This is a genomic window from Marinobacter sp. LV10MA510-1, assembly GCF_002563885.1.
Classification (GTDB): Bacteria; Pseudomonadota; Gammaproteobacteria; order Pseudomonadales; family Oleiphilaceae; genus Marinobacter.
The window spans coordinates 2,498,026-2,520,592 of sequence record NZ_PDJA01000001.1; the positions used below are offsets into that span (position 1 = coordinate 2,498,026).

Here is a 22,567-nt window from a genome sequence, read left to right on the forward strand (position 1 = left end):
GCTATCAGACTCGACATATTTAATGATTTTCGCACAGTTTGACTCAAGCCGTCTGCGCCAGCCAGGACACATCACTATGACATTTGCCAGTGCCCCCGTTGTAACGGTACTGCTGTGTGCCGCAGCCTATCTTGGCGGCTCGGTGCTGTTCGCCATACCCGTTAGCCGTGCCTGGCAGCTGCCTGACCCCCGCGCCCAGGGCTCCACCAATCCGGGCGCCACCAACGTGTTTCGCAGCGGAGGCTGGGCACCGGCAACGCTGACGCTGATGCTGGATGCCGGCAAAGGCTGGCTGCCAGTATGGGCGGCACAACAATGGGGGCTATCGACAACCGTTCAGGCGGCGATCGCCCTGTGCGCAGTCACCGGCCACATGATCCCGGTGTTCTATCGCTTCAAGGGCGGAAAAGGCGTCGCTACGGTTCTCGGTGCCGGCCTGGCACTGGCACACACAACCACATTGTTGATGGCCGCAATATGGCTTTTGGTCATGTGGCGCTGGCGCATCTCGGCGATGGCGTCCTTGGTAGCAGTGCTCAGCGGGCCTTTGCTCAGCGCGATGCTTCAACCCCGCACTCTGCCGGTATTCAGTCTGCTGGCGTTACTGATCTTAATTCGCCACCGCAACAACCTGATTCGAATGGCGCAGGGGCGCGAAACCCGCTTCTAGTCAGCACTGCCTCCAACTTAATAGTGCTGCCTACACTCCAAATTCTAACCATCAGGCACCCGCCAGGCCGTCATCGCAACGCTGATTCAAGGGCGGCAAAGTATCCAGCGGCCAGCGCGGCACGGCCGCAATGCGATCACCGTCTTGCTGCCCTGCCCGCAATCGCTGGGCCCCCGCATAGGCAATCATCGCTCCATTATCGGTACAGAACTCTGGCCGCGCGTAAAACACCGATGCACCAAGTTTCGCCGTCATCGCCCCAAGACCGGCTCGCAGTCGCGTGTTAGCGCTGACGCCACCGGCGATCACCAAGCGTTTGCACCCGGTGTGCTGTAACGCGCGCTTACATTTGATCGCCAGGGTATCCACTACCGCAGATTCGAAGGCCAGGGCAATGTCAGCACGGGTCTGATCGCCCAAATCACCCGCCTCGCGCGCGGCATTAACGGTATTCAGAGTAAAGGTTTTCAACCCGCTGAAGCTAAAGTCAAGCCCCGGGCGGTCTGTCATCGGCCGCGGGAAGCGATAACGCCCGGCCTGCCCTTTTTCAGCCAACGCCGCGACTCTGGGCCCACCCGGGTAATCCAGTCCCAGCATTTTGGCGGTTTTGTCGAACGCTTCTCCGGCGGCGTCGTCAACCGACTCACCTAAAAGAATGTACTCGCCGATACCGATGACCTGCACCAGCTGGGTATGGCCACCGGACACTAGCAACGCAACGAAAGGAAAAGCCGGTGGGTTCTGCTCCAGCATTGGCGCCAGCAAATGCCCTTCCATATGATGCACACCCAATACTGGAATGCCCATACTGAAACCCAAAGCGTGAGCCACGGCGCCGCCCACCATTAACGCGCCCACAAGGCCGGGACCGGCGGTGTAAGCAATGCCTTCGATGTCTGCACGTGCAAGCCCTGCCTCAGCCAGAATTTGCTCGATCAATGGCAACAGCTTGCGAACGTGGTCGCGGGAGGCCAGCTCGGGCACCACCCCGCCGTAGTCAGCGTGTATCGCTACCTGACTGAACAACGCATGGGCCAGCAAACCACGCTCGGTGTGATAGAGTGCCACGCCGGTTTCGTCACAAGACGTCTCGATACCTAAAATCAGCATAGTTATGGGCCATTAAAGTAAAAGAAGCTAAATGCAGAGGCGAAGCATTTTAACAGAAACCCGAGGTGCATCTGCAGTTTCACAGAACAAACATTGACCTCAGCCCTACCCAGGGGATATAGTTGCCGCCCTAAATTACGCACTGGTCGAGTTTTAACCATCCCCGCCAGTGTTAGAACCGCACAGGGCAAGCCCGGCGGAACCCATAGAACCAAATAGACCCAGGTAGGTGATTTCCGAATGCCAGCTGTTAAACTGAAAGAGAATGAGCCGTTTGACGTAGCCCTACGTCGCTTCAAGCGTTCCTGCGAAAAAGCAGGCGTCCTTTCCGAAGTGCGTCGTCGTGAGCACTACGAGAAGCCGACTTCTGTTCGTAAGCGTAAAGCTGCTGCTGCCGTCAAGCGTCACCTCAAAAAACTTCAGCGTGAACAGCGTAAGTTTGAGCGTTTGTACTGAGTTTTAGCAACGCTGCTTGACTGCAAAAATTAATCGCCTGAACGGCTACAGGCCGCTCAAAGCGATTTAAAAATGCCGCCGAGGCCTGGCTTCGGCGGCATTTTTGTCTATTGTCTATCCTGCTATTACGGCCCCGTCTAAGGCCACACTCGGAGCCCGAATGAGCGGACTGATCCCGCAACGGTTTGTTGAAGATCTGCTAGACCGGATCGATCTGGCCGAGCTGATTGGCTCTCGCGTTACCCTGAAGAAAGCCGGTGCGAATTACAAAGCTTGCTGCCCGTTTCACGATGAAAAAACACCGTCGTTCAATGTGCGGCCAGACAAAGGTTTTTACCACTGCTTCGGATGTGGCGCACACGGCGACGCGATCAGTTTTTTAAGGGAATTCGAAGGCCTGGGTTTTACCGAAGCAGTTGAAGATCTGGCGCGCAGAGCCGGAATGGAAGTGCCCTACGATCAGGCTGCCAAGCAGGAAATGCAGCAAACTCGCACGCTGACAGAGGCACTGGATTTCGCCAGCCGTTTTTATCAGCAGGCGCTGAGCAGCGAGGCTGGTGCATTTGCCCGCGATTACCTGCAGCAACGGGGGCTGGACCAGGCGATCATCCAGCAATATCAGCTGGGATTTGCCCCCGCCGGCGGCACAGCATTATGCGACGCCACAGGCACAAGTTTTAAAGAACCACTGCTGGAAACCAAAACAGTATCCGACCAGTATGGCCGGCCCAGAGATCTGTTTCGCAACCGGGTGATGTTTCCAATCCGCAACACCCGCGGCAAAACCATCGCCTTTGGCGGGCGTACTCTGGGTGACGACAAAGCCAAATACATCAACTCGCCGGAGTCTGATGTTTTTCATAAGAGCCGTGAAATATACGGCTTGTATGAAGCGCGGCAGAACTTGAAACAGCTGGACAAGTTGCTGGTTGTAGAAGGCTACATGGACGTCATCGCTTTGGCCCAGCACGGCATTCAGTTTGCCGTGGCAACGCTGGGCACCGCCACCAATCATGACAACCTGAGCGCCTTAATGCGCCAGGTACGCCACATTGTGTTCTGTTTTGATGGCGACACAGCGGGTTTTCGCGCGGCAGACCGTGCACTGGAAAACGCACTGGAACTAATGGCCGACGGTCTGCATCTGCAATTTCTGATGCTGCCCCAAGGCGAAGACCCGGACACCCTGATTCGCAAAGAAGGCGCCGAAGCCTTCAGTAAACGGATTGAAGCGGCTATACCGCTGTCACGCTATCTGTTTGATCGCCAGAGCAATGGCCTGGACTTACAGTTGCCCGAACACCGCGGAGAGTTGCGCGCCCGGGCCGAGCCCATGCTCAACAGAATGCCAAAGTGCACGCTGCGCGACGCCATGTGGCATGAAATGCTGCGCCTTTGCAGCGGCCGCGACCAATGGCAGAAAAAACCCTGGCAGGAACGGGGCGGCGCCAAAGGCTGGCAGCGGGAGAGAATACAAGAACAGCGGATTGACGTAAAACTGAGCAAAGACAGCTTGCTGTGCCTGGCGTTGACAGAAGCGCCAGACCTGGCCGCAGAAGTAGCCGAAGCCGCTCGTGGCTCACGGCAATTTATTCAGGCGGCGGCGTTCGCCAGCTGGATTCTGGAACGCAAACTTGCCAACCAGCCGGCACTGATCAGCGCTTTGGCTACGGACGCTCAAGCAAGGGACCGTTTTTTTCATTTGTTTGACGGCATTGAGCACATACCCGCGCGCGAACATACGCTGGAAGCGGCGCGGGAGCTTCTAAGCCCAGACGAGGAAGCATCGCGACAGCAAAGACTGGCCGCGTTACTGCGGAATTTTGCCAACCTGAGCCCTGAAGAACGCAGTGAATTACGTACATTGAGCAGTGGTACAAAGAACAACGGGACTTGAAAATTTAAGCACTGGTCACCATTTAATCATTCGGTGGCAGAGCATTAGGTCGGCAGCTATACTGGTTGCTTAATATTTATTTACTTTAGCGGGCTTACAGGGTGTCTATGTCGGGCAATTCGCAAAAATCACGTTTAAAAGACCTCATCGCGCGAGGCAAGGAACAAGGTTACCTGACTTACGCCGAGGTGAACGATCACCTTCCGGAAGACATCGCTGACCCGGACCAGGTCGAAGACATCATTCGCATGATCAACGACATGGGCATTCAGGTATCTGAAGTTGCACCAGACGCTGACACGTTGATTATGACCGATGGTGATACAACCGCCGATGAAGCGGCAGCTGCCGAGGCCGCAGCGGCTCTGGCCGCGGTAGAGTCCGACGCCGGGCGCACCACCGACCCGGTGCGAATGTACATGCGCGAGATGGGTACCGTTGAACTGCTGACCCGCGAAGGCGAAATTGTTATCGCCAAGCGTATCGAAGAAGGCATTCGCGACGTGATGGCGGCGGTTGCGCACTTTCCCGGCACCACCGGTACCGTAATCCAAGGCTACGATCGCATTGTCGAGAATGAAGGCCGGTTGAGCGATATTGTTGCCGGTTTTCTGGATCCGGATGACGCAGAGCCGTTCATGCCAGAAGAGCCTGCCCCGGCACCATCTGCCAGCACCGAAGAAGCAGACAGCGACGACGATGCGGATGATGCTGAAGAAGAAACCGAGAGCGGTCCAGATCCCGAAGAGACCCGCCTGCGCTTTGACCTGCTAAAAGAAAAACTGGCAGTCGCCAATGAGCTTTTGGAACAGCACGGCCGCAGCGACAAGCGCACCCAAAAAGCCCTGAACGAGCTGGGTGCGGTGTTTGCCCCGTTCAAGCTAGGCAACAAAGCGTTTGATGGACTGGTGAACGTTGTTCGTTCCACCAACGACATGATCCGTCAGAATGAGCGCACCATCATGCGCATCTGCATTCGCGAAAGTAAGATGGATCGTAAAGAATTTATCAAATCGTTCCCCGGCAACGAGATCAACTTAGAATGGGCTGAAAAAATCGCTCGCAGCAAGAAGCCCTATGCTTCTGCAATTTCTGAGCGCCTGGACGAAATTGTGCGCTTACAAAAGCGCATCAAAAACGTACAGCTGGATGTAAATTTAGACGTTGCCGACATCAAGGAAATCAACCGCCGGGTATCCATTGGCGAAGCCAAGGCCCGCCGCGCCAAGAAAGAAATGGTAGAGGCGAACCTGCGCTTGGTGATTTCTATTGCCAAAAAATACACCAACCGCGGCCTTCAATTTCTCGATCTGATTCAGGAAGGCAACATCGGCCTTATGAAAGCGGTCGACAAATTTGAATATCGCCGTGGCTACAAGTTCTCAACCTACGCTACCTGGTGGATTCGTCAGGCCATTACCCGTTCCATCGCGGATCAGGCCCGCACCATCCGTATTCCAGTGCATATGATTGAAACCATCAACAAGCTGAACCGCATTTCGCGCCAGATGTTGCAGGAAATGGGCCGCGAGCCCACGCCGGAAGAGCTGGGCGAGCGTATGGAAATGCCGGAAGACAAGATTCGCAAAGTACTAAAAATCGCCAAAGAACCGATCTCCATGGAAACCCCAATTGGCGACGACGAAGACAGCCATCTGGGCGATTTCATTGAAGACATCCAAGCATTGTCGCCGGTAGATTCTGCCACAGCCGAAGGCCTCCGCGAAGCCACCCGCTCGGTGTTGGCCGGCTTAACCGCCCGCGAATCAAAAGTACTGCGCATGCGCTTTGGTATCGAAATGAACACCGACCACACGTTGGAAGAGGTGGGCAAACAATTTGATGTTACCCGCGAGCGGATTCGTCAAATTGAAGCCAAAGCCCTGCGTAAACTGCGTCATCCATCGCGTTCGGACCATTTGCGCGGCTTTATCGACGATCAAGGCAACACTTAAGCGTCACAACACTGGCGAGCGCCTGCTCTCATCGCTATAATGGCGCTCGCTTTTGTTTGTACTTCGCAAACAGAAGCATCGGAATACCCCGCGTTACGGGCCTTTAGCTCAGTTGGTTAGAGTAGTCGACTCATAATCCTTTGGTCAGGGGTTGGAAAGTGAAGAGAAAAGATACACAATACAATCGCTTACCACGTGTAATCGAAATGCAACTGCCACTCCAGGTAAGCGGCTTGTAAGCAACACAGGGTACACCCCTAGAGTTTCGGGCCCATAGCTCAGTTGGTTAGAGCACTCGACTCATAATCGATTGGTCGGTGGTTCAAGTCCACCTGGGCCCACCATACAAAGCCTCAAACCATAAGGTTTCGGGATGTGTTCTCAAAATTAGCGAAACTGAGTTTGCCGAATACATTCGCATAGACAGAGGCACCTCAGTAAATTTCAACAGAAAAACTACTACACATTTTTTTTGCAGTGGCTACACTGTGTGTGTGGGTGGCATAGCCCCCTTCAAGGAGGTTCATATGAAAGCTGCTAAGAAAGAATTAAAAAACAATAGCATAGTGACCAAAGTCACACGCTCAGTCAGCTTTAGTTCAGACCGTCTTTCAAACAGAAAAATCGTTTCGAAGGATCGCGAGCGTTATATTAAGCGACTATCGACACAGGCGCTTTCAGCTGTAAGTGCCTAAGATAAAAAGGAAGGCACTGCCTGCGCCCCTTCACTGGGGCGTTTTCGTTTCTAGGGGTATGACAGTTGAGTAAAAAGTGGGTTTTTAATTCTCTTGTTGAAGATGATAAGGATGCAATAGGTCTAGTTGCATACGCTCTCTATAAACACAAAAAGCATACTTTAGCCACCAACTTAAGATCTCAAGGCAAAGAGGAGGGCAGCATCCAGCAACAAGTGGACACCTTTCACGACCAAACTCTTCAAAATAACAGTCTTGATGATTACAGGGAAAAAGCGACAAATTATCTTAATAGCCTCTTCTTGGAAATAGAGAACGAAGAGCGGGAAAAGTTTGCGCGAGAAAGGGCCAAAATCGAGAAGCAGCACCAATCTTCCTTCAAAAAAGAAAAAGCCAAAATTCTCAAGAACATGAGGGAATATCAAAGCTCTCACAAGTCATGGTTTGAGAAGCTTGGTAACTGGTTGATTTCCGGCATCCCCGGCATAGTGTCGTCCTTTCTTGTGACCAGCTTAATCCTTGGCGCCTCCATGCTTTTAGTCAATGAAAGCAAACGCCAAGAAGTCTTCGCTGAACTTGCGGTCGAATACCTTGGCATTTCCGCACAAGTCAACGATAGTACTGGCAATAAAAAGCTCAGATAAATAGCCATAAATTCATATGGCGCAAACCCACATCGACACCTTGGAAGTTGTGGTTATCGACTCGCCACCAGTTCCAGCTTCGGTAGGTCGCCATAATCCGGCGCTTCATCCTTGACCACATTGTCTTTCAGTATCCCCTGCATCCGACTTGCCAGCGCTCCCCATTCGTCCACCTGCACCAATCGCGGGAACATGGCGGCGGGGCGGTTCTCCCCGCGCTGTTGCTCAAGCGCGCCTAAACGCTTGAGAGTAGTTGCGGAAATTCGTGCTTTCACGACACTGCATCCGCTGGGGTTTCATTCGCGGCCGCTCGCCTCATTAGCAAGTGTCCATCCGGAAACCAGTGATTTCCAGCACCATCTCTGATCGTATTTTATACAGTCGTGTGGTGGTCAATCTACCATTAACTGCAGCGGGCGGCATCTCGTTCTGGGGCCATCGTTTTGGCCATTCTGCAGACGGCCGAAGGCCGTGCCACTCATTCTGGCGTGATATGTCTCTTGTTCAGCTGTGTTCAGTTCAAGTCTGAAGCAGTCGTGCCAGCAACAGCAGGTTTCTTGATACCACCGCAGACCAGACGTACGATCTGAAGTGCTCAAGTCCTTTCCAGGTGCAACGGGACAGACCATAAGCCCGCTTCAGACAGGAGATGTTGCCCTCGATGCCGGCACGGAAGTTCCTGAGCTTGCGATACACCCAGGAGCTCTTGACCATCTCACTGACCTTGAGTCCCTTCTTCTTGTGGAAGGCCACGTCTTTGGTGCCCAGCGCCTTGGCCGCCGCCAGGTTCTCCTGGCTGGCATAGCCGCCATCCGTGGCGACCTGGCGCGGTGGACGTCCGTAGATCGTTGTCTGCCGCGCCATCATCGGCAGGAAACGGGCGGTATCAGCCGGGTTGCCTGACTCGATCACCACATCAAGCACGAGCCCACTGCGGCCAGTGGTGAGATTCAGCTTGTGACCGAACGCGACGTCTCTGGCGCCTTTGATGATGATGTCGGTATGCGGCTCGAACAGGCTGAAGACCTTCTTATCCGCCGGCACGGTCTCGCCCTGGAATACCCGCCGCTGCGTCTGATCCATCACCGCTGCGCCCAGAGCTTCGAGCCCGCATACAGCGACCATAAAGCCCGCCAGCGTTGAACGCCCGAGACCATCAATTTGATGGCCTCGGGAAACCTGCAAAAACGGTGAGGATATTTACGCCTTATGTGTTTCTGAGGCCCGGCAACCTGCGGCAAATGCGGCAAGCTCACATGTACCGGCTAGGGGATCGCCGTCACCGCACTGGCGGGGGGGGGGAGTGTAAAACCTCAAGGTCTGGCTTTTGGTCGACCGCCTCCCTTAGGTTTACTTTTTTACACACGAAATAAGAAATGTTTTTGAGCCACCTGTTAATGTTCCCGTATAGTCTGTTGAGTACCCGTGGTAGCATCGCAAAGTTGGAGGTACTTATGGGGGTACTTTCAAGAAAGCGAAATACAATAGCTTTTAATAACAGATGGTTACGGACTGAGTTCAAGAGAAGCAAGGCCCACCACCCGTATATCTGTCAAAGCTTGAAGCACCTCCAAAGCCCGCAAACATATCGTCAACACGGAGCATTTCATGGAAAGCTGGCAAGAATGGCTGCTAATTGCATTTGGCTTGGGCGCTATTGTCCTTCTGGCACTTTTTATATATCGCCAACGCGATGCATTAAGCGCTGATCAGCGACGCAGTGAAAAGGCGAGCGAGTTTGCGCGCAAGCGGCGGGAATCGATGATTGAAAGTATCCGTATTCTGGCACAGGCGGTAGAGGCGGATCAGGTGGAGTATTCTGAGGCCTGCTTGCGCATCAAAGGCCTGCTGGATCATGTGGAGCCAACACTGCTGCAAAAATCGCCGTTTGCCGTTTTTCAGCAGGTACACGACAAGTTACAACATATGCCTACCCATCAGGCCCGTCTGGCAACGGAGCCAAAGTTTGTCAACAAGATGGACAAAGAACGCTATGCCATTGAACAGGGCCACGCTGACGAAATTCGCCGCGCAGCCACGGCCATTCGGGTGCATGTGTTCAGCGAGGGTGCGCGCTAGCAGGGCGTCAACATGCTGGCCATTTCCAGCACGTTATCGCGATTGGCGACCAGCCGATCGAAACGTTCATTTACCCGCTTCGCATCCAGCCCTAGCTGTCGGTATATTCTTGGGGTGATAGGCTGACCCACTCCCAGCTCTACTCCGCGTTCAGTAAGCAGCTGCCGTGCCAGCCAAAGCACCTGGCTATAGATTTGATGCTCACCCGCAGCATCAGGGTTTTTATGCTGACGAATGGCGCTGGTGACCTCTTCCGGCATGCTCCAGTTTTCCATCAGTTGCGCTGTAATCTGCCCGCCGGTAATACCCAGCAAGTGGCGCTCGACGATGGACGAATCCAGGCCCGGATTCACCTCTTGCGCGCGGCAGAGCAGGCTGAAATGGGGCGGGAACACATGAGCCAGCACCAGAGTGCCGAAATTGTGCAGCAAGCCAGCCAGATAAGCCAAACCGAAAACAGGGCGCTGAGCGCCGGTTATCAGGCTGGCCAGCAGCCCTGCACCGTGAGCCAGCCAAGCGGCCTGCTGCCAGTAATCCAGATAGCCGCGAATGCCGTGTGCCGGCGGGCGCAGCACCCGGCCTAGCGATAGCCCCATTGCCAGGTTCATCACCATATCAAATCCCAACACACGGGATATGGCATCGTGCACCGAGTTTACCCGGCCGGGAGCCGCATAAAACGACGACGATGCCCAGCTGATGACTTGCGCTGCAAGGCTGGGGTCGCTCTCCACAATGTCTACCAGATCAGCCAATACAGAATTGGGATCTGTGCGCAGGCGTATAATACGGCGGGCCGTTTCCGGAAGCGGCGGCAGCTCCAGCGTGTCTTCCAGGCGTTGACGTATCCGCAAACTGGTAAAGCGCTTGATGGCAAAATGAACCTGATCACGATCATTTCCGTGGTCTGCTACAGCCTCGGCCAGGGGCGCGACAGCAACTGCGCAGCCCAGGCGATCGGCCTCCCCGCACAGATTTATAAAATCATTAGCGGGCATAACCATGGCCACGTGAGGATCTTGCAGTACCAGAGCCACTGCAGAGCACGCATCTACCGCCGAATCGATAACCGTGTGCCAGCCCGTCAGCGCCGGCAGTGCAGGCAGCTCAGCCAATCCCAGCCGGCCGCACAGCCTTTGCTGTTCGGCCGGCGGCAACAGTGCGTAACTGTAGCCCAGCTGCGTGTTCAGCGTTTCAAGATCCAGCAAGTCACAGCTGCGGTAAATGACCTGAAGCTTGTGGCAGCCGTCGCTAAGCAGCACCATTCGCAGCAGTTGATCCGGGTCAGCTTTATCGACATCCCGCAATGCAATGCTGGTTGCGCACTCGCCAAGAGCCTGGCGAACCGTAGCCGGAACTTCCATTGGACATAACCTCGTGTTGATCGTTCTTCAGTTATTACAGTAGCCCACCTGAGGACAACAACGTTGCCATTCGTCAAATGCAGATGAGGTTTAAACTTCGCCGTAGCGGGTTTTTTCACCCAACCAGCGCCGCACCAGGCCCTGCACCGCGGCTTTATTGCCCATAAGTCGCGGAGCTATTTCACGAACGATTTCGATCCAGTGCTGATCACGCTCGAAATCCGCCAGCCTGAACTGCATCATGCCGGTCTGACGAGTACCTAAAACCTCGCCAGGGCCACGAAGTTCAAGGTCTTTTTCCGCAATTACAAAACCGTCCTGGCTATCGCGCAAAGCCTGCAGCCGCGCTTTACTGTTCAGCGATAGCGGTGGGTGGTACATCAGCACGCAGTAACTGGCCTGTTCGCCACGCCCCACACGGCCCCGCAACTGGTGCAGCTGGGCCAGACCGAGGCGTTCAGGATTTTCAATAATGATCAGCGACGCGTTGGGCACATCCACCCCCACCTCTATTACGGTGGTAGCCACCAGAAGGTCTAGTGCACCACTTTTGAATTGCGCCATTACCTCGGCTTTTTCCTGACTTTTCAATCGCCCGTGAACCAATCCGATGCGCAGGTTTGGCAGGCGTTCGGCGAGCTCAGTCGCACTTACTTCTGCCGCCTGACACTGTAACACCTCGGATTCTTCAATCAGTGTGCACACCCAATACGCCTGCCGCCCGGCCTGACAGGCATTGCGTACCCGCTCTACCACATCGTCACGGCGACCGTCAGGCACAACAATGGTTTCGATGGGTTTGCGCCCCGGTGGCAGCTCGTCAATGACCGAGGTGTCCAGGTCGGCATAGGCGCTCATGGCCAGTGTACGCGGAATGGGCGTGGCAGTCATAATCAGCTGGTGGGGCGCCAGCGCGCCACCAGCGCCTTTTTCCCGCAATGCCAGGCGTTGATGCACGCCAAAGCGGTGCTGCTCGTCAATAATCACCAGCGCCAGACGGTCGAATGCCACATCGTTCTGGAACAGCGCATGGGTGCCAATAGCGATACCGGCGGCACCGCTTGCTACAGCTTCCAGGGCTTGCTGGCGCGCCTTGCCTTTCACTTTGCCCGACAGCCAGGTGAGCTGGATACCCAGCGGCGCAAGCCAGGTGCAAAAATTCTGGTAGTGCTGCTCCGCCAGAATCTCAGTGGGCGCCATCAAGGCCACTTGAGTACCCGCCGCAATGGCCTGCAAGGCCGCCAGCGCTGCGACCACGGTTTTGCCTGAGCCCACATCGCCTTGCACCAAACGCAGCATAGGCAGGGGTTGGGTAAGGTCCTGGCGGATTTCCTGCAACACCTGGCGTTGAGCGCCGGTTAGGCGAAACGGTAAAGAATCCAGAAAGCGCTCGCTTAAATCGCCCCGGGGCAGCAACGGTAGCGCCTGGCGCGTCTGAATTTGTTCGCGCACCTGCAATAAGCTTAGCTGATGCGCCAGCAGCTCTTCCATCACCAACCGCTGCTGGGCCGGATGGCGCCCTTCCAGCAATTGCGCCACCGAAGCGCTAGCGGGTGGTGAATGCACCAGCTCTACCGCGGCGGTGATGGCCGGTAACTGATAATCCGCCAGCACCCAGGGCGGCAGCCAGTCGTAAATGGGGTAACGCTTCAAATACGCCACCGCCTGCTGGCACAAAGCCCGCACCCGGGGCTGCTGAATACCCTCGGTAAGTGGGTATACCGGGGTTAATGTGGCGCTGCCTTCATCCGCCATGGGCGTCGGATTGGTCTGGTATTCGGGGTGATACAGCTCGTAGCCCGAACGGCCCGCCCGCACTTCGCCAAAACAACGCACCTGGGTGCCTTCGGCAAGCTGGTTTTTCTGGGCCGCGTTAAAATGGAAAAAGCGCAGGCTGACAAAGCCGCTGTGGTCTTTGAGGGTGACCTGCAAGCTGCGGCGCCTGCCCATCACAATGTCGGTTTTCATGACCTCACCTTCCACCACCGCCACGTCGCCAATGCGCAGGCTGCCCATGGCTGTAATGCGGGTGCGATCTTCATAGCGGTGAGGCAAGTGAAACAGTAAATCCTGAAGCGAGGCGATACCCAGCTTGCCCAGCCTTTCTGCGAGCGCGTTGCCCACGCCCTTAAGCTGAGTGACCGGTATATCGTCCAGTGCCATCATAGCCGGCCTAGCCCTTAGCCGCTGCTGGCTTGGCTGCACTGGCTTTTGCCACAACCCGGCACTGGCTCGCCGCCAGCGACAGCACGTCAATGGCTTTGGGCCGCGGGAAAGTTACCCTCCAAGCCAGAGCTACGGTCCGAAATGGCACTGGCGCAGCAAATGGCCGTACCGCCAGCACGCCTTCGTGATAGTGCATGCCGGTGGCCGCTGACAGCGGCACAACGGTCACGCCCAAGCCCGAGGCTACCATGTGGCGAATGGTTTCCAGCGAGCTGCCTTCGGTCACCAGCGTGGGGCCATTGCCTTCGCTGCGTCGGGTAACGGTCGCAACCAAAGGCGGAAACGATTCAAGTACCTGGTCACGGAAGCAGTGCCCCGGCCCCAACAACAGCAGCTGTTCTTGCGCCAGCTGCTCCGCGGTAATTTCATCGCAGGCGGTCAGCGGATGATCTGCCGGCAGTAGCACCACAAAGGGTTCGTCATAAAGCGGCAGGGTAACCACTTCGGCTTCTGCAAACGGCAACGCCACAATGATCGCGTCCAATTCTGAATGGCGCAGTTTCTGGCGCAAACTCGCGGTGTAGTTTTCTTCTATATACAACGACATATCTGGCGCCGCGCGCCGCAGCTCCGGCAGTAAATGCGGGAACAGGTAGGGACCTATGGTGTAAATGGCTCCGACCTTTAGCGGAGAACTAAGCTGGTTTTTGCCATCCTGCGCCATGTCCTTAATCACACCCACCTGATCCAGCACCCGCTGCGCCTGCTCGACAATGCGCAGTCCGCTTTCGGTGACCCGAATGTTACTTTTACTGCGCTCAAACAATGGGATACCCAACTCTACTTCAAGCTTTCGTACCGCCACGCTGAGGGTGGGCTGACTGACGTGACAGCGCTCCGCAGCACGGCCAAAATGCCTTTCACGGGCAAGCGTAACAACGTATCGTAACTCGGTAAGAGTCATGGCAGGCTCCGGTGCTGAACAGCGTTCAGTGTCTGATTTATCTATGGTTCAAAGCATAAGGATTGAAATTGTCTATGGCAATCGCTGAAAGCCTGAAAAACCAACGAATTTTGCTGGCCGGGTGCGGCAACCTGGGGGGCGCCATTGCCACCCGGCTACTGCAATCCGGGGCCGAAGTGTTTGGCCTGCGCCGCAGAACAGATCAACTGCCCCAAGGTATCACGCCGGTAGCCGCGGATTTGACCCAGCCCGCGACCCTGAAAAACACACTTCCACCGCGGCTGGACCAGGTTATTTATTGCCTGACGCCGTCGGATTATACCGAACAGGGCTACCACGCGGCTTATGTGACAGCCCTGGAAAACCTGCTGGTTGAATTAAAGGGACAGACGCCAAGCCGGTTGTTCTTTGTCAGTAGCACCGGGGTTTACGGGCAAGACGATAACGGCTGGGTGGATGAGAGGAGCCCTACGCAACCGAGCGGGTTCAGCGGGCAGCAGGTGTTGCTGGGAGAGCAGACCGCATTGACTAGCAGTATTTCCGCCACAGTGGTCCGGTTCAGCGGCATTTATGGCCCGTCGCGCCAGGGTTTTTTGCAAGCAGTGATTGATGGGCGTCTGAATCCGCCGGCCAACTCACATTACAGCAACCGAATTCACGAGCAAGATGCCGTTCGGGCTATCGTGCACTTAAGCACCATGGCGGCAGCCGGTGAAACTCTGCAGTCCTGCTACCTGGCCAGCGACTGCGAGCCGGCAAGGCTGGATCAAGTGGTGCAATGGATTCGCCAGCATACTGATTGCAAAGCGCCAGCCGACGACGCCCGCGATGGTGGCCGGGCGGGGAGCAAACTATGCAGTAACCGGCATCTGTTGAAAACCGGTTTTCAGTTCCGGTACCCGGACTTCCGCGCCGGATACCGTGAACTGATTGATCAGCGCAAAGGCGCTTAGGTCAGCACCATCACCGCTTCCATTTCGATGGGTACGTCTTTTGGCAGCGCAGCAACGGCCATCGCTGCGCGCGCCGGGTAAGGCTTTTGGAAGTAAGTGGCCATAATTTCGTTCACAGCCGCGAAATTGGCCAAATCGATCATATAAATGTTCAGCTTGACAATATCTTGCAATGAACCACCGGATGCCACGCAAACGGCCTTTAGGTTATCAAATACCTGACGGGTGTTTGCGGCGAAATCGCCCTGCACCAGTTCCATTGTTTCTGGCACCAGCGGAATCTGGCCAGAAATATATACGGTATCACCGGCCTTTACGGCCTGGGAATAAGGCCCGATTGCTTGCGGTGCATTTTCGGTTTCAATAATCGATTTGTTGGTCATGGTTATTTATATCCCTGTTGTTAATAAATAAAAATCCTCACCCGCCATAACGCCGAGTGTTAAATCTGACAGACCTACGATAGCAGAGAACTACGATAGCAGAGACTTATGTGCCTTTAGTAGCGAACCCGGCTGATGTGGGTAACCGCCCGAATATTGCGTACCCGTCGCATTACTCGCGCCAAATGGTGGCGGCCGGTTACGTGTACCACCAGGCTGACAACGCCAAAACGGGCGTTTTGATCTTCCACGTTAATGCGTTCGATATTGCCGTCGGCCATAGCGACGGCGCTGGCCATTTCCGCAATAATGCCACGCTGACGCTCCATTTCCACCCGCAACTCCACTGAAAACTGGTCGGTAATGTCCTTGGCCCATTTCAGATCGGTCAGCATGGCCCTGCCCTGCTCGTTGTCTGGCAGATGGGAGCAGGTGTCTGAGTGAATCACCATGCCGTTACCCGAGTCCATGATGCCCACAATCGGGTCACCAGGAATGGGCTTGCAGCAACTGGCAAATTTCAGCAGCAGGCCATCTGAGCCACAAATCGTCACCGGGCCCTGGCGCCCGCTTTCCTGAAGCGCGGCTGCCGCCGGGGCATCACCTTCAGCTTCGGGCGCGCCCACCACCAACTGGCGCGCCACCAGAAACGCCATGCGATTGCCCAAACCAATTTCGCTAACCAGGTCCTCAAAGCTGTTGACCTGATTGTGAGCCACAACCCGCTGCTTCTGAGCGTCAGTGATATCACCAAGACGCGTGCTAAAACCTTTCAGGGAACGCTTAAGCAGCGTCTGACCCAGCTCCAGAGACTCCGCATGTTTGTCGCTTTTCACCACATGGCGAATACTGCCACGGGCCTTGCCGGTTACCACAAAGTTGAGCCAGGCGGGGTTCGGCCTCGCGCCGGGCGCGGTGATAATTTCCACCGTCTGCCCGCTTTGTAAAGGCTGGCTTAGGGAGCCCAGATTGCGGTTAATGCGGCAGGCCACGGTAGCGTTGCCAATATCGGTATGGATGGCATAGGCAAAATCCACCGGCGTGGCACCGCCGGGCAGTTCCATGATTTTACCACGGGGCGTAAATACGTAAATTTCGTCAGGAAAAAGGTCTTCTTTAACGCTTTCAATAAACTCCAGCGAATCATCAGCGCGCTCGCGCATTTCCATCAGACCCTTCACCCAGCGGTCTACCCGGGTCTGATTCACGCTAGTGCCGTTAGACGGCTCATTCTTGTACAGCCAATGAGCGGCAATACCGTTGTTGGCAATGTTCTCCATTTCTTCCGTGCGAATCTGAACTTCGATATTCACGTGCATACCAAACAAGGTGGTGTGCAGCGACTGATAGCCGTTCACCTTGGGCATGGCAATATAGTCTTTGAAACGCCCGGGCATGGGCTTATACAAACTGTGCACGGCACCCAAAATTCGATAACAATCGTCTTCGTTGTCGGTAATGATGCGGAACGCGTATACATCCATGATTTCATGGAATGATTTCTGCTTGAACTTCATCTTGTTGTAAATGCTGTTCAAGTGTTTTTCGCGCCCTAAAATCCGGCCGGGCATACCACGCTCTTCCAGCTTTTCGTGCAGGCGGCCACGAATTTCATCAATGATTTCCCGATGGCTGCCGCGCAGCTTGGTCACCGCTTTGGAAATGAATTTCGAACGCATGGGGTACATGGTCGAGAACCCGAGGTCTTCCAGCTCCGTCGAAATGCTGTGCATACCCAGGCGATTGGCAATAGGTGCGTAAATATCCAATGTTTCAGTGGCGATGCGTTTGCGCTTTTCATAGGGCATGGGGCCCAGCGTGCGCATGTTGTGCAGGCGGTCCGCCAGCTTGACCAGAATTACGCGAATATCGCGGGCCATGGCCAGGGTCATTTTCTGGAAATTTTCGGCCTGGGCTTCGGCGCGGGTGCGAAATTCAATCTGGGTCAGCTTACTGACGCCATCTACCAGTTCGGCGACATCTTCACCAAACTGGTCAGCGAGCGCATCTTTGGGTATGCCGGTGTCTTCAATCACATCGTGTAGCATGGCCGCCATCAGGCTTTGATGATCCAGCCGCATTTCAGCAAGAATGCGGGCGACGGCCAAGGGATGGGTTATGTAGCGGTCACCACTCTTGCGCATTTGGCCTTCGTGGGCCTGTTCCGCAAAATAGTAGGCTCGGCGCACCTGATTGATGCGATTGGTGTCCAGATAGCTGCTCAGCTCTCTGGTTAACATGTCTACCGCTGCTTCTGATGACACCGCGCCCTCACCTGTTTATGAAACCCGGAAACAAAAAAACCCGAATGCATGCATTCGGGTCCTTCCTTAGTCCTTAAAGCACGCTGCTATCTTGACACTATAAAACCGTGTGGACAGATTTCAATGCCTTATTGCTAATCGTCTAAATCTTCGGTCAGCAATGAACGGCTGACCAAACCCGCAGCAATTTCACGCAGCGCGATTACAGTCGGCTTGTCATTTTCTGGTGGCACCATGGGCTCCGCACCTTTGGTGGCAATCTGGCGCGCGCGCTTGGTAGCCAGCATCACCAGCTGAAAGCGGTTATCAACGTGTTCAAGACAATCTTCAACGGTAACTCGTGCCATGATTTCCCCGACAAATAAAATGACTGATTTTGCAGACCAGCCAGTGTACTGCCAGACGGTCAATTTGTATACCGTAAAAGTCCTTACTCTTGCCGCCCGCGATGGTTGCAAAGCCCGGCCAAAAGCGCAGCGTGACGCTGCTGCTGTACATTCATACGCAAACGCTGGCCGCGCACGATGGCCAGCAAATCCGCCAAGGCATGGTCGAAGTCATCATTAACAACAAGGTAATCAAACTCGACGGCGTGGCTACACTCATCTTCCGCCTCCGCCAAGCGCCGTTCAACCACTTCCGCGCTGTCGGTGCCACGACCAACCAGGCGCCCCCGCAGTGTTTCAGCAGACGGAGGCACGATAAACACACTCACACAGCCTGGCTGCAAACGTCGAACCTGCTGGGCTCCCTGCCAGTCAATTTCCAGCACTACATCGCGGCCCGCCGCCAGAGTCTGGCGCACCCATACCTGTGATGTGCCGTAATAGTTGCCGAACACGTCGGCGTGTTCCAGGAAATCGCCGCGGCCAATCATAAGCTCGAATTCGCTGCGGCTGACAAAATGGTAGTTTACGCCATCCTGTTCACCGCTGCGTATTGCGCGGGTAGCGTGTGAGACAGACACCCCAAGCTTTGCATCGTGCTTCAGCATTTGTGCCACAAGGCTGGTTTTACCGGCCCCGGAGGGGGCAGAAATAATAAACAGGGTGCCCTGCTCTCCGGCATGACTCATGCAAATAACTCCCCAATCTTGAATGGTGGCCCGTAAGCAGAACCGTTAAAGCAAAAATTATACGGCGTTTGACCTGGCACCGCACCCCAGCGCACCCCTACTGTTACTATTGGCGCAATCGATTCACCTTGCCGTCACCATGTGGAGACTCTGCCATGAAAAAACTCCTGATTGTTATGGACCCACACGACAGACATCAGCATGCCTTGGGCCGCGGCATAGAACTGGCCCGCGCCACCGGTGCCAGCCTGGAAATTGTGGCGTTTGTGCACGAGTTTCTGGAGGCTTTGCCCGACAAAACTGAGGTTCGTGAACGCGCCAGGGACTCATTGCTGCAAATGCGCCAGACCTGGCTTGAACGCATGCTGGCCATGGCCAACTGCAAAGACCTTAAAACCAGCACGCTCACGGTCTGGGAAAAGCACATACATCAGTGGCTGATTGCGCGGTGTAGCGAACAACAGGTGGATGCCGTACTGAAAACCGGCAATCGCTCCGAAACATTTCTTTATACACCCACCGACTGGCACCTGATTCGCGAATGCCCGGCGGCGGTGATGCTGGTGGCAGCCGCAAAATGGCACCAGGCTCGGCCAATTCTGGTCGCCGTGGACTTAAGCTCCGCCAACCCGGTGAAACAGGCCCTGAACCACCGCCTGATTGAACGCGGGTATCATCTGGCCAAAGCCCTGGGCGCCGAACTGCATCTGGTGCACGCCTTGCATACGCCCACCCTGCTGGCCGAACTGGACATGATTCACCCGGCAAGGCTGCACCAGGAACAATACAAGGCACTGCTCCCGAAGGTGGAGCACCTGTGCAATACCTGGCACTTGAAACCAGAGCAGGTGCACCTGGTGGCCGGGCTGGCGCAGGAAGTGATACCGCGCGTAGCCAGTGAGATAAAAGCCGACATGGTGGTAATTGGCACCACCGGTAAAACCGGCCTGCGGGCACGAGTTATTGGCAACACCGCAGAAAAAGTGCTGACCGCCCTGAAAACCGACCTGCTGGCACTGAAACCCGTTGAGGCAAAAAGTTGAACTGGCGAATTTCCTGCTGAGGCCATGGCACAACAAAAATCTGCACCGAAAGGAAACACCATGACAAAGCCACTCAATTCTCTGAAAGTTCTGGATTTCAGTACACTGCTGCCGGGGCCCTTCGCCACCATGATGCTCGCGGATCTTGGCGCAGAGGTACTCACGGTTCAAGCCCCGGATCGCGTTGATTTGGTTCGCACCATGCCGCCCTTCGACGGCGATCTGGCCACCGGGTATTCCCTGTTAAACCGCGGTAAAAAGTCGTTAAAGCTAAACCTGAAAGATCCGTCTGCGGTGGCCTTGGTAAAAACACTGGTTGGCGATTACGACATTGTGGTGGAGCAGTTCCGGCCCGGTGTGATGAACCGTCTCGGGCTCGATTATGAAACCTTGCGCGCAATCAACCCCGGTCTTATTTACTGCGCCATTACCGGCTACGGCCAAACCGGGCCATACAGAAATCGCGCTGGCCACGACATCAATTATCTTTCGCTGTCAGGAGTGGCCAGTCATTGCGGTCGCAAAGCCGGCGGGCCGCCACCGCTGGGCGTTCAAATTGCCGATATTGCGGGGGGTTCCCACCACGCCGTGATGGGCATACTGGCGGCCGTCATTCATCGCCAGCAAACTGGACAGGGTGTTTTTATTGACATAAGTATGACCGATGCAGCGTTTGCGCTGAACGCCATGACCGGCGCCGCAGCCATTGCCGGCGGCGTTGATCAGAAGCCGGAGCAGACACTGCTTAACGGTGGCAGCTTTTATGACTACTACCAGACCAGTGACAACCGCTGGCTGTCGATTGGCAGCCTGGAACCCCAGTTTTCAAAACGTCTGTTCGACACACTGGAACTGCCCCACCTGGCCGCGTTGGCACAAAGCCCGAAATCCGAAGATCAGCAACTGCTTAAAGTGGCGCTCAAAGCCAGGATTTTCAAACACACCCTGGCCCACTGGCAAACACTTTTTCAGCCCCAGGACGCCTGCGTAGAGCCGGTACTCAGCATTACAGAGGCCGCAAATCACCCACAGATAAAGGCTCGCGGGCTGGTGCGCGATGTTGACCGCGGAGATGGCGTTATGCAGAAACAGATCGGGAGCCCGATTCGATTCGTATCGAGCACAGAAGAAAAATTCGACTCACAATAGTGGCAAGGCGCCATGCACCCAGAGCAATCGTTCGTTAATGTAGTTTGGTTCAAACGCGATCTCAGGCTGACAGATCACGCTCCCCTGTATGCGGCCTGCAAGACAGGGTTACCTATTATTTTGCTGTATGTGGTAGAGCCCTCACAGAGGCAGAACCCTCACCTTAGCCAGCGCCATTGGCGCTTTGTTATTGAGTCGATAAGCGATATGAACAGCCAGCTCACACGTGCTGGTTGCGAGGCTAGCGTTACGCTGGCGCTCGGCGAATGCATTGAAATTTTGGAGCAACTGCAGCAGCACCACCGCATTCACACGCTGTTCAGCCACGAAGAAACCGGCGATGCCAGCACCTTTGAACGCGACCAACAGGTTGCAAAGTGGTGCCAGCAGCAGGGCTTCAACTGGCAGGAGTTCGCGACCGGCGCGGTGATTCGCGGGGCGTTCAATCGCGATGGTTGGGACCATCACTGGCAGCAAGTGATGGGCGCGCCGCAGCAACACGCGGACCTGCGGCAACTCCGCGTTATACATCCGCACGCCCTTACCGACTGGCAACCGTCCAACGAATGGTTGCTCCCGGATCCGCAATTTCAAACCGGCGGCGAAACCGCAGCACATCAGTGGATGGATAGTTTTTTCAACGCTAGAGGCCGGCTTTATAGTGGCTCTGTGTCAAGCCCCATCTCCAGCCGCACCTATTGTTCGCGGCTTTCACCCTACCTGGCTTTTGGCAATATCAGCCTGCGCCAAGCCTATCAGCAGTATCGCGCCAGCCGACAAAATCCGGGCTGGGACCGCTCACTGCGAGCTTTTGCCTCGCGCCTGCACTGGCACTGCCATTTCATTCAGAAATTTGAAAGCGAATGTGCCATGGAGCAGCGGCCGGTGAATCACGGATACCTGACCTACCCCTACCGCACAGACGACGGCGTGAACACCGATCTGGCAGCCTGGCAAGATGGCCGCACCGGCTACCCGCTGGTAGACGCCTGTATGCGCTGCCTGCACGCCACCGGCTACATCAACTTCCGCATGCGCGCCATGCTGGTGAGTTTTCTATGCCATTTGCTGAATATCGACTGGCAGCGGGGCGTGCACCATCTGGCGCGGATGTTCCTGGATTACGAACCGGGTATTCACTACTCGCAATTTCAAATGCAGGCGAGCGTGACCGGTATCAACACCATCCGGATTTATAACCCGGTATTGCAGTCACAGGAGCAAGACCCACAGGGCACGTTTATCCGCCAGTGGGTGCCGGAGTTGGCCGAACTGCCAGACACCCTGTTGCACAAGCCGTGGCTTCTGACGCCGATGGAAGAACAGATGTTTGATTTGCAGATTGGCCAGCATTACCCGGCGCCATTGTTCGAACTGGCGCCTGCTTACGCAGCAGCGCGGGATCGCCTTTGGGAATGGCGGAGCCGGCCGGAAGTAAAGCAGGAAGGCGAGCGCATATTACAACGCCACGTAAACGCACCAGGCAGCAACAACTTTCACCAAAGACGACGCTGATGACCGCCAAAAAACCTCTACCACAAAAAACCTGCCCTACCTGTGACTGACCCTTCAGCTGGCGCAAAAAGTGGCAAAACTGCTGGGATGAAGTGGTGCACTGCTCGGAGCGCTGCCGGCGCAATCGGAATCGCGCAAGTGACGGCGACAAAGCGGGATTACGCGAGCCTCGATGAGTGAACCGG

20 protein-coding genes, 1 tRNA gene and 2 pseudogenes are annotated in these 22,567 nt (G+C 55.4%); 13 read left to right on the top strand and 10 right to left on the bottom strand.

All coding sequences use genetic code 11. From position 1 onward, the window contains the following. Positions 1-76: 76 nt before the first annotated feature. Positions 77-670 carry a glycerol-3-phosphate 1-O-acyltransferase PlsY gene (gene plsY / locus ATI45_RS11965; RefSeq protein ID WP_098419685.1) on the top strand — a complete coding sequence of 198 codons (594 nt, stop codon included), beginning with the start codon at positions 77-79 and terminating at the stop codon, positions 668-670. Positions 671-721: 51 nt separating this feature from the next. On the opposite strand, the gene tsaD is transcribed toward plsY, so the two are convergent. Further along, positions 722-1,780 (bottom strand): tRNA (adenosine(37)-N6)-threonylcarbamoyltransferase complex transferase subunit TsaD, encoded by a 1,059-nt coding sequence (gene tsaD / locus ATI45_RS11970; RefSeq protein WP_098419686.1) that lies wholly within the window; start codon positions 1,778-1,780, stop codon positions 722-724. Positions 1,781-2,020: 240 nt separating this feature from the next. Here tsaD and rpsU point away from each other — a divergent pair, with 240 nt between their 5' ends. The 6 genes from rpsU (at position 2,021) to ATI45_RS22265 (ending at position 7,427) form a co-directional block, all read left to right on the top strand. Beyond that, positions 2,021-2,236: a 30S ribosomal protein S21 gene (gene rpsU, locus ATI45_RS11975; RefSeq protein ID WP_007350211.1), complete on the top strand. Its 216-nt coding sequence runs from the start codon at positions 2,021-2,023 to the stop codon at positions 2,234-2,236. Positions 2,237-2,396: 160 nt separating this feature from the next. Further along, the gene (dnaG, locus tag ATI45_RS11980) at positions 2,397-4,133 is read left to right on the top strand and encodes a DNA primase (RefSeq protein ID WP_098419687.1); all 1,737 of its coding nucleotides are present in this window, start codon (positions 2,397-2,399) and stop codon (positions 4,131-4,133) included. 107 nt (positions 4,134-4,240) lie between these two features. Further along, positions 4,241-6,088, top strand: a complete 1,848-nt coding sequence (gene rpoD / locus ATI45_RS11985; protein ID WP_098419688.1) for an RNA polymerase sigma factor RpoD — start codon at positions 4,241-4,243, stop codon at positions 6,086-6,088. Positions 6,089-6,355: 267 nt separating this feature from the next. Then, positions 6,356-6,432 (top strand) — tRNA-Ile (locus ATI45_RS11990). Positions 6,433-6,615: 183 nt separating this feature from the next. Continuing rightward, a complete protein-coding gene (locus tag ATI45_RS22260; RefSeq protein WP_179888040.1) occupies positions 6,616-6,783 on the top strand; it encodes a hypothetical protein in 168 nt (55 codons plus the stop codon). 65 nt (positions 6,784-6,848) lie between these two features. Continuing rightward, positions 6,849-7,427, top strand: coding sequence for a hypothetical protein (locus tag ATI45_RS22265; RefSeq protein ID WP_179888042.1), 579 nt, complete (start codon positions 6,849-6,851; stop codon positions 7,425-7,427). Positions 7,428-7,480: 53 nt separating this feature from the next. Here ATI45_RS22265 and ATI45_RS12000 read toward each other — a convergent pair whose 3' ends face one another. Both ATI45_RS12000 and ATI45_RS12005 read right to left on the bottom strand, forming a co-directional pair. Next, positions 7,481-7,702, bottom strand: coding sequence for a hypothetical protein (locus ATI45_RS12000; RefSeq protein ID WP_098419689.1), 222 nt, complete (start codon positions 7,700-7,702; stop codon positions 7,481-7,483). Positions 7,703-7,946: 244 nt separating this feature from the next. Then, positions 7,947-8,513, bottom strand: a pseudogene (locus ATI45_RS12005) (transposase); the annotation flags it as partial. Positions 8,514-9,035: 522 nt separating this feature from the next. Between ATI45_RS12005 and ATI45_RS12010 the strand changes: the two are divergent. Continuing rightward, on the top strand, positions 9,036-9,506 hold the full coding sequence (locus tag ATI45_RS12010; protein ID WP_098419690.1) for a DUF2489 domain-containing protein: 471 nt from the start codon (positions 9,036-9,038) through the stop codon (positions 9,504-9,506). On the opposite strand, the gene ATI45_RS12015 is transcribed toward ATI45_RS12010, so the two are convergent. The 3 genes from ATI45_RS12015 to ATI45_RS12025 form a co-directional block, all read right to left on the bottom strand. Further along, positions 9,503-10,870, bottom strand: a complete 1,368-nt coding sequence (locus ATI45_RS12015; RefSeq protein ID WP_098419691.1) for an HDOD domain-containing protein — start codon at positions 10,868-10,870, stop codon at positions 9,503-9,505. The genes ATI45_RS12010 and ATI45_RS12015 overlap by 4 nt on opposite strands. Positions 10,871-10,960: 90 nt before the next feature. Next, positions 10,961-13,036 (bottom strand): ATP-dependent DNA helicase RecG, encoded by a 2,076-nt coding sequence (gene recG / locus ATI45_RS12020; RefSeq protein ID WP_098419692.1) that lies wholly within the window; start codon positions 13,034-13,036, stop codon positions 10,961-10,963. A 7-nt stretch (positions 13,037-13,043) separates the two neighbouring features. Continuing rightward, on the bottom strand, positions 13,044-14,000 hold the full coding sequence (locus ATI45_RS12025) for a hydrogen peroxide-inducible genes activator (RefSeq protein ID WP_098419693.1): 957 nt from the start codon (positions 13,998-14,000) through the stop codon (positions 13,044-13,046). Positions 14,001-14,074: 74 nt separating this feature from the next. On the opposite strand from ATI45_RS12025, the gene ATI45_RS12030 reads away from it, so the two are divergent. Next, entirely contained in the window at positions 14,075-14,953 is an 879-nt protein-coding gene (locus ATI45_RS12030; protein ID WP_098419694.1) for an NAD-dependent epimerase/dehydratase family protein, read from the top strand. Here the strand turns inward: ATI45_RS12030 and ATI45_RS12035 are convergent. The 4 genes from ATI45_RS12035 to gmk all read right to left on the bottom strand — a co-directional run bounded on the left by ATI45_RS12035 (position 14,950) and on the right by gmk (position 18,675). Continuing rightward, positions 14,950-15,336, bottom strand: a complete 387-nt coding sequence (locus tag ATI45_RS12035) for a RidA family protein (RefSeq protein WP_098419695.1) — start codon at positions 15,334-15,336, stop codon at positions 14,950-14,952. The two genes, ATI45_RS12030 and ATI45_RS12035, sit on opposite strands and share 4 nt — an antisense overlap. Positions 15,337-15,452: 116 nt before the next feature. Continuing rightward, a complete protein-coding gene (locus ATI45_RS12040; protein ID WP_098419696.1) occupies positions 15,453-17,576 on the bottom strand; it encodes a RelA/SpoT family protein in 2,124 nt (707 codons plus the stop codon). Between the two features lie 158 nt (positions 17,577-17,734). Then, on the bottom strand, positions 17,735-17,947 hold the full coding sequence (gene rpoZ, locus ATI45_RS12045; RefSeq protein WP_026223933.1) for a DNA-directed RNA polymerase subunit omega: 213 nt from the start codon (positions 17,945-17,947) through the stop codon (positions 17,735-17,737). Between the two features lie 83 nt (positions 17,948-18,030). Then, positions 18,031-18,675, bottom strand: a complete 645-nt coding sequence (gene gmk, locus ATI45_RS12050; RefSeq protein ID WP_098419697.1) for a guanylate kinase — start codon at positions 18,673-18,675, stop codon at positions 18,031-18,033. A gap of 155 nt (positions 18,676-18,830) precedes the next feature. On the opposite strand from gmk, the gene ATI45_RS12055 reads away from it, so the two are divergent. From ATI45_RS12055 to ATI45_RS12070, 4 genes and pseudogenes are all read left to right on the top strand, one after another. Beyond that, entirely contained in the window at positions 18,831-19,718 is an 888-nt protein-coding gene (locus ATI45_RS12055; protein WP_098419698.1) for a universal stress protein, read from the top strand. A 60-nt stretch (positions 19,719-19,778) separates the two neighbouring features. Then, positions 19,779-20,867, top strand: a complete 1,089-nt coding sequence (locus ATI45_RS12060; protein WP_179888044.1) for a CaiB/BaiF CoA transferase family protein — start codon at positions 19,779-19,781, stop codon at positions 20,865-20,867. A gap of 12 nt (positions 20,868-20,879) precedes the next feature. Further along, complete coding sequence (locus ATI45_RS12065) at positions 20,880-22,382, top strand: cryptochrome/deoxyribodipyrimidine photo-lyase family protein (protein WP_098419700.1); 1,503 nt, start codon at positions 20,880-20,882, stop codon at positions 22,380-22,382. Next, positions 22,382-22,558: pseudogene (locus ATI45_RS12070) on the top strand (DUF2256 domain-containing protein). Before ATI45_RS12065 ends, ATI45_RS12070 begins: the two are co-directional and overlap by 1 nt. Positions 22,559-22,567: the final 9 nt, after the last annotated feature.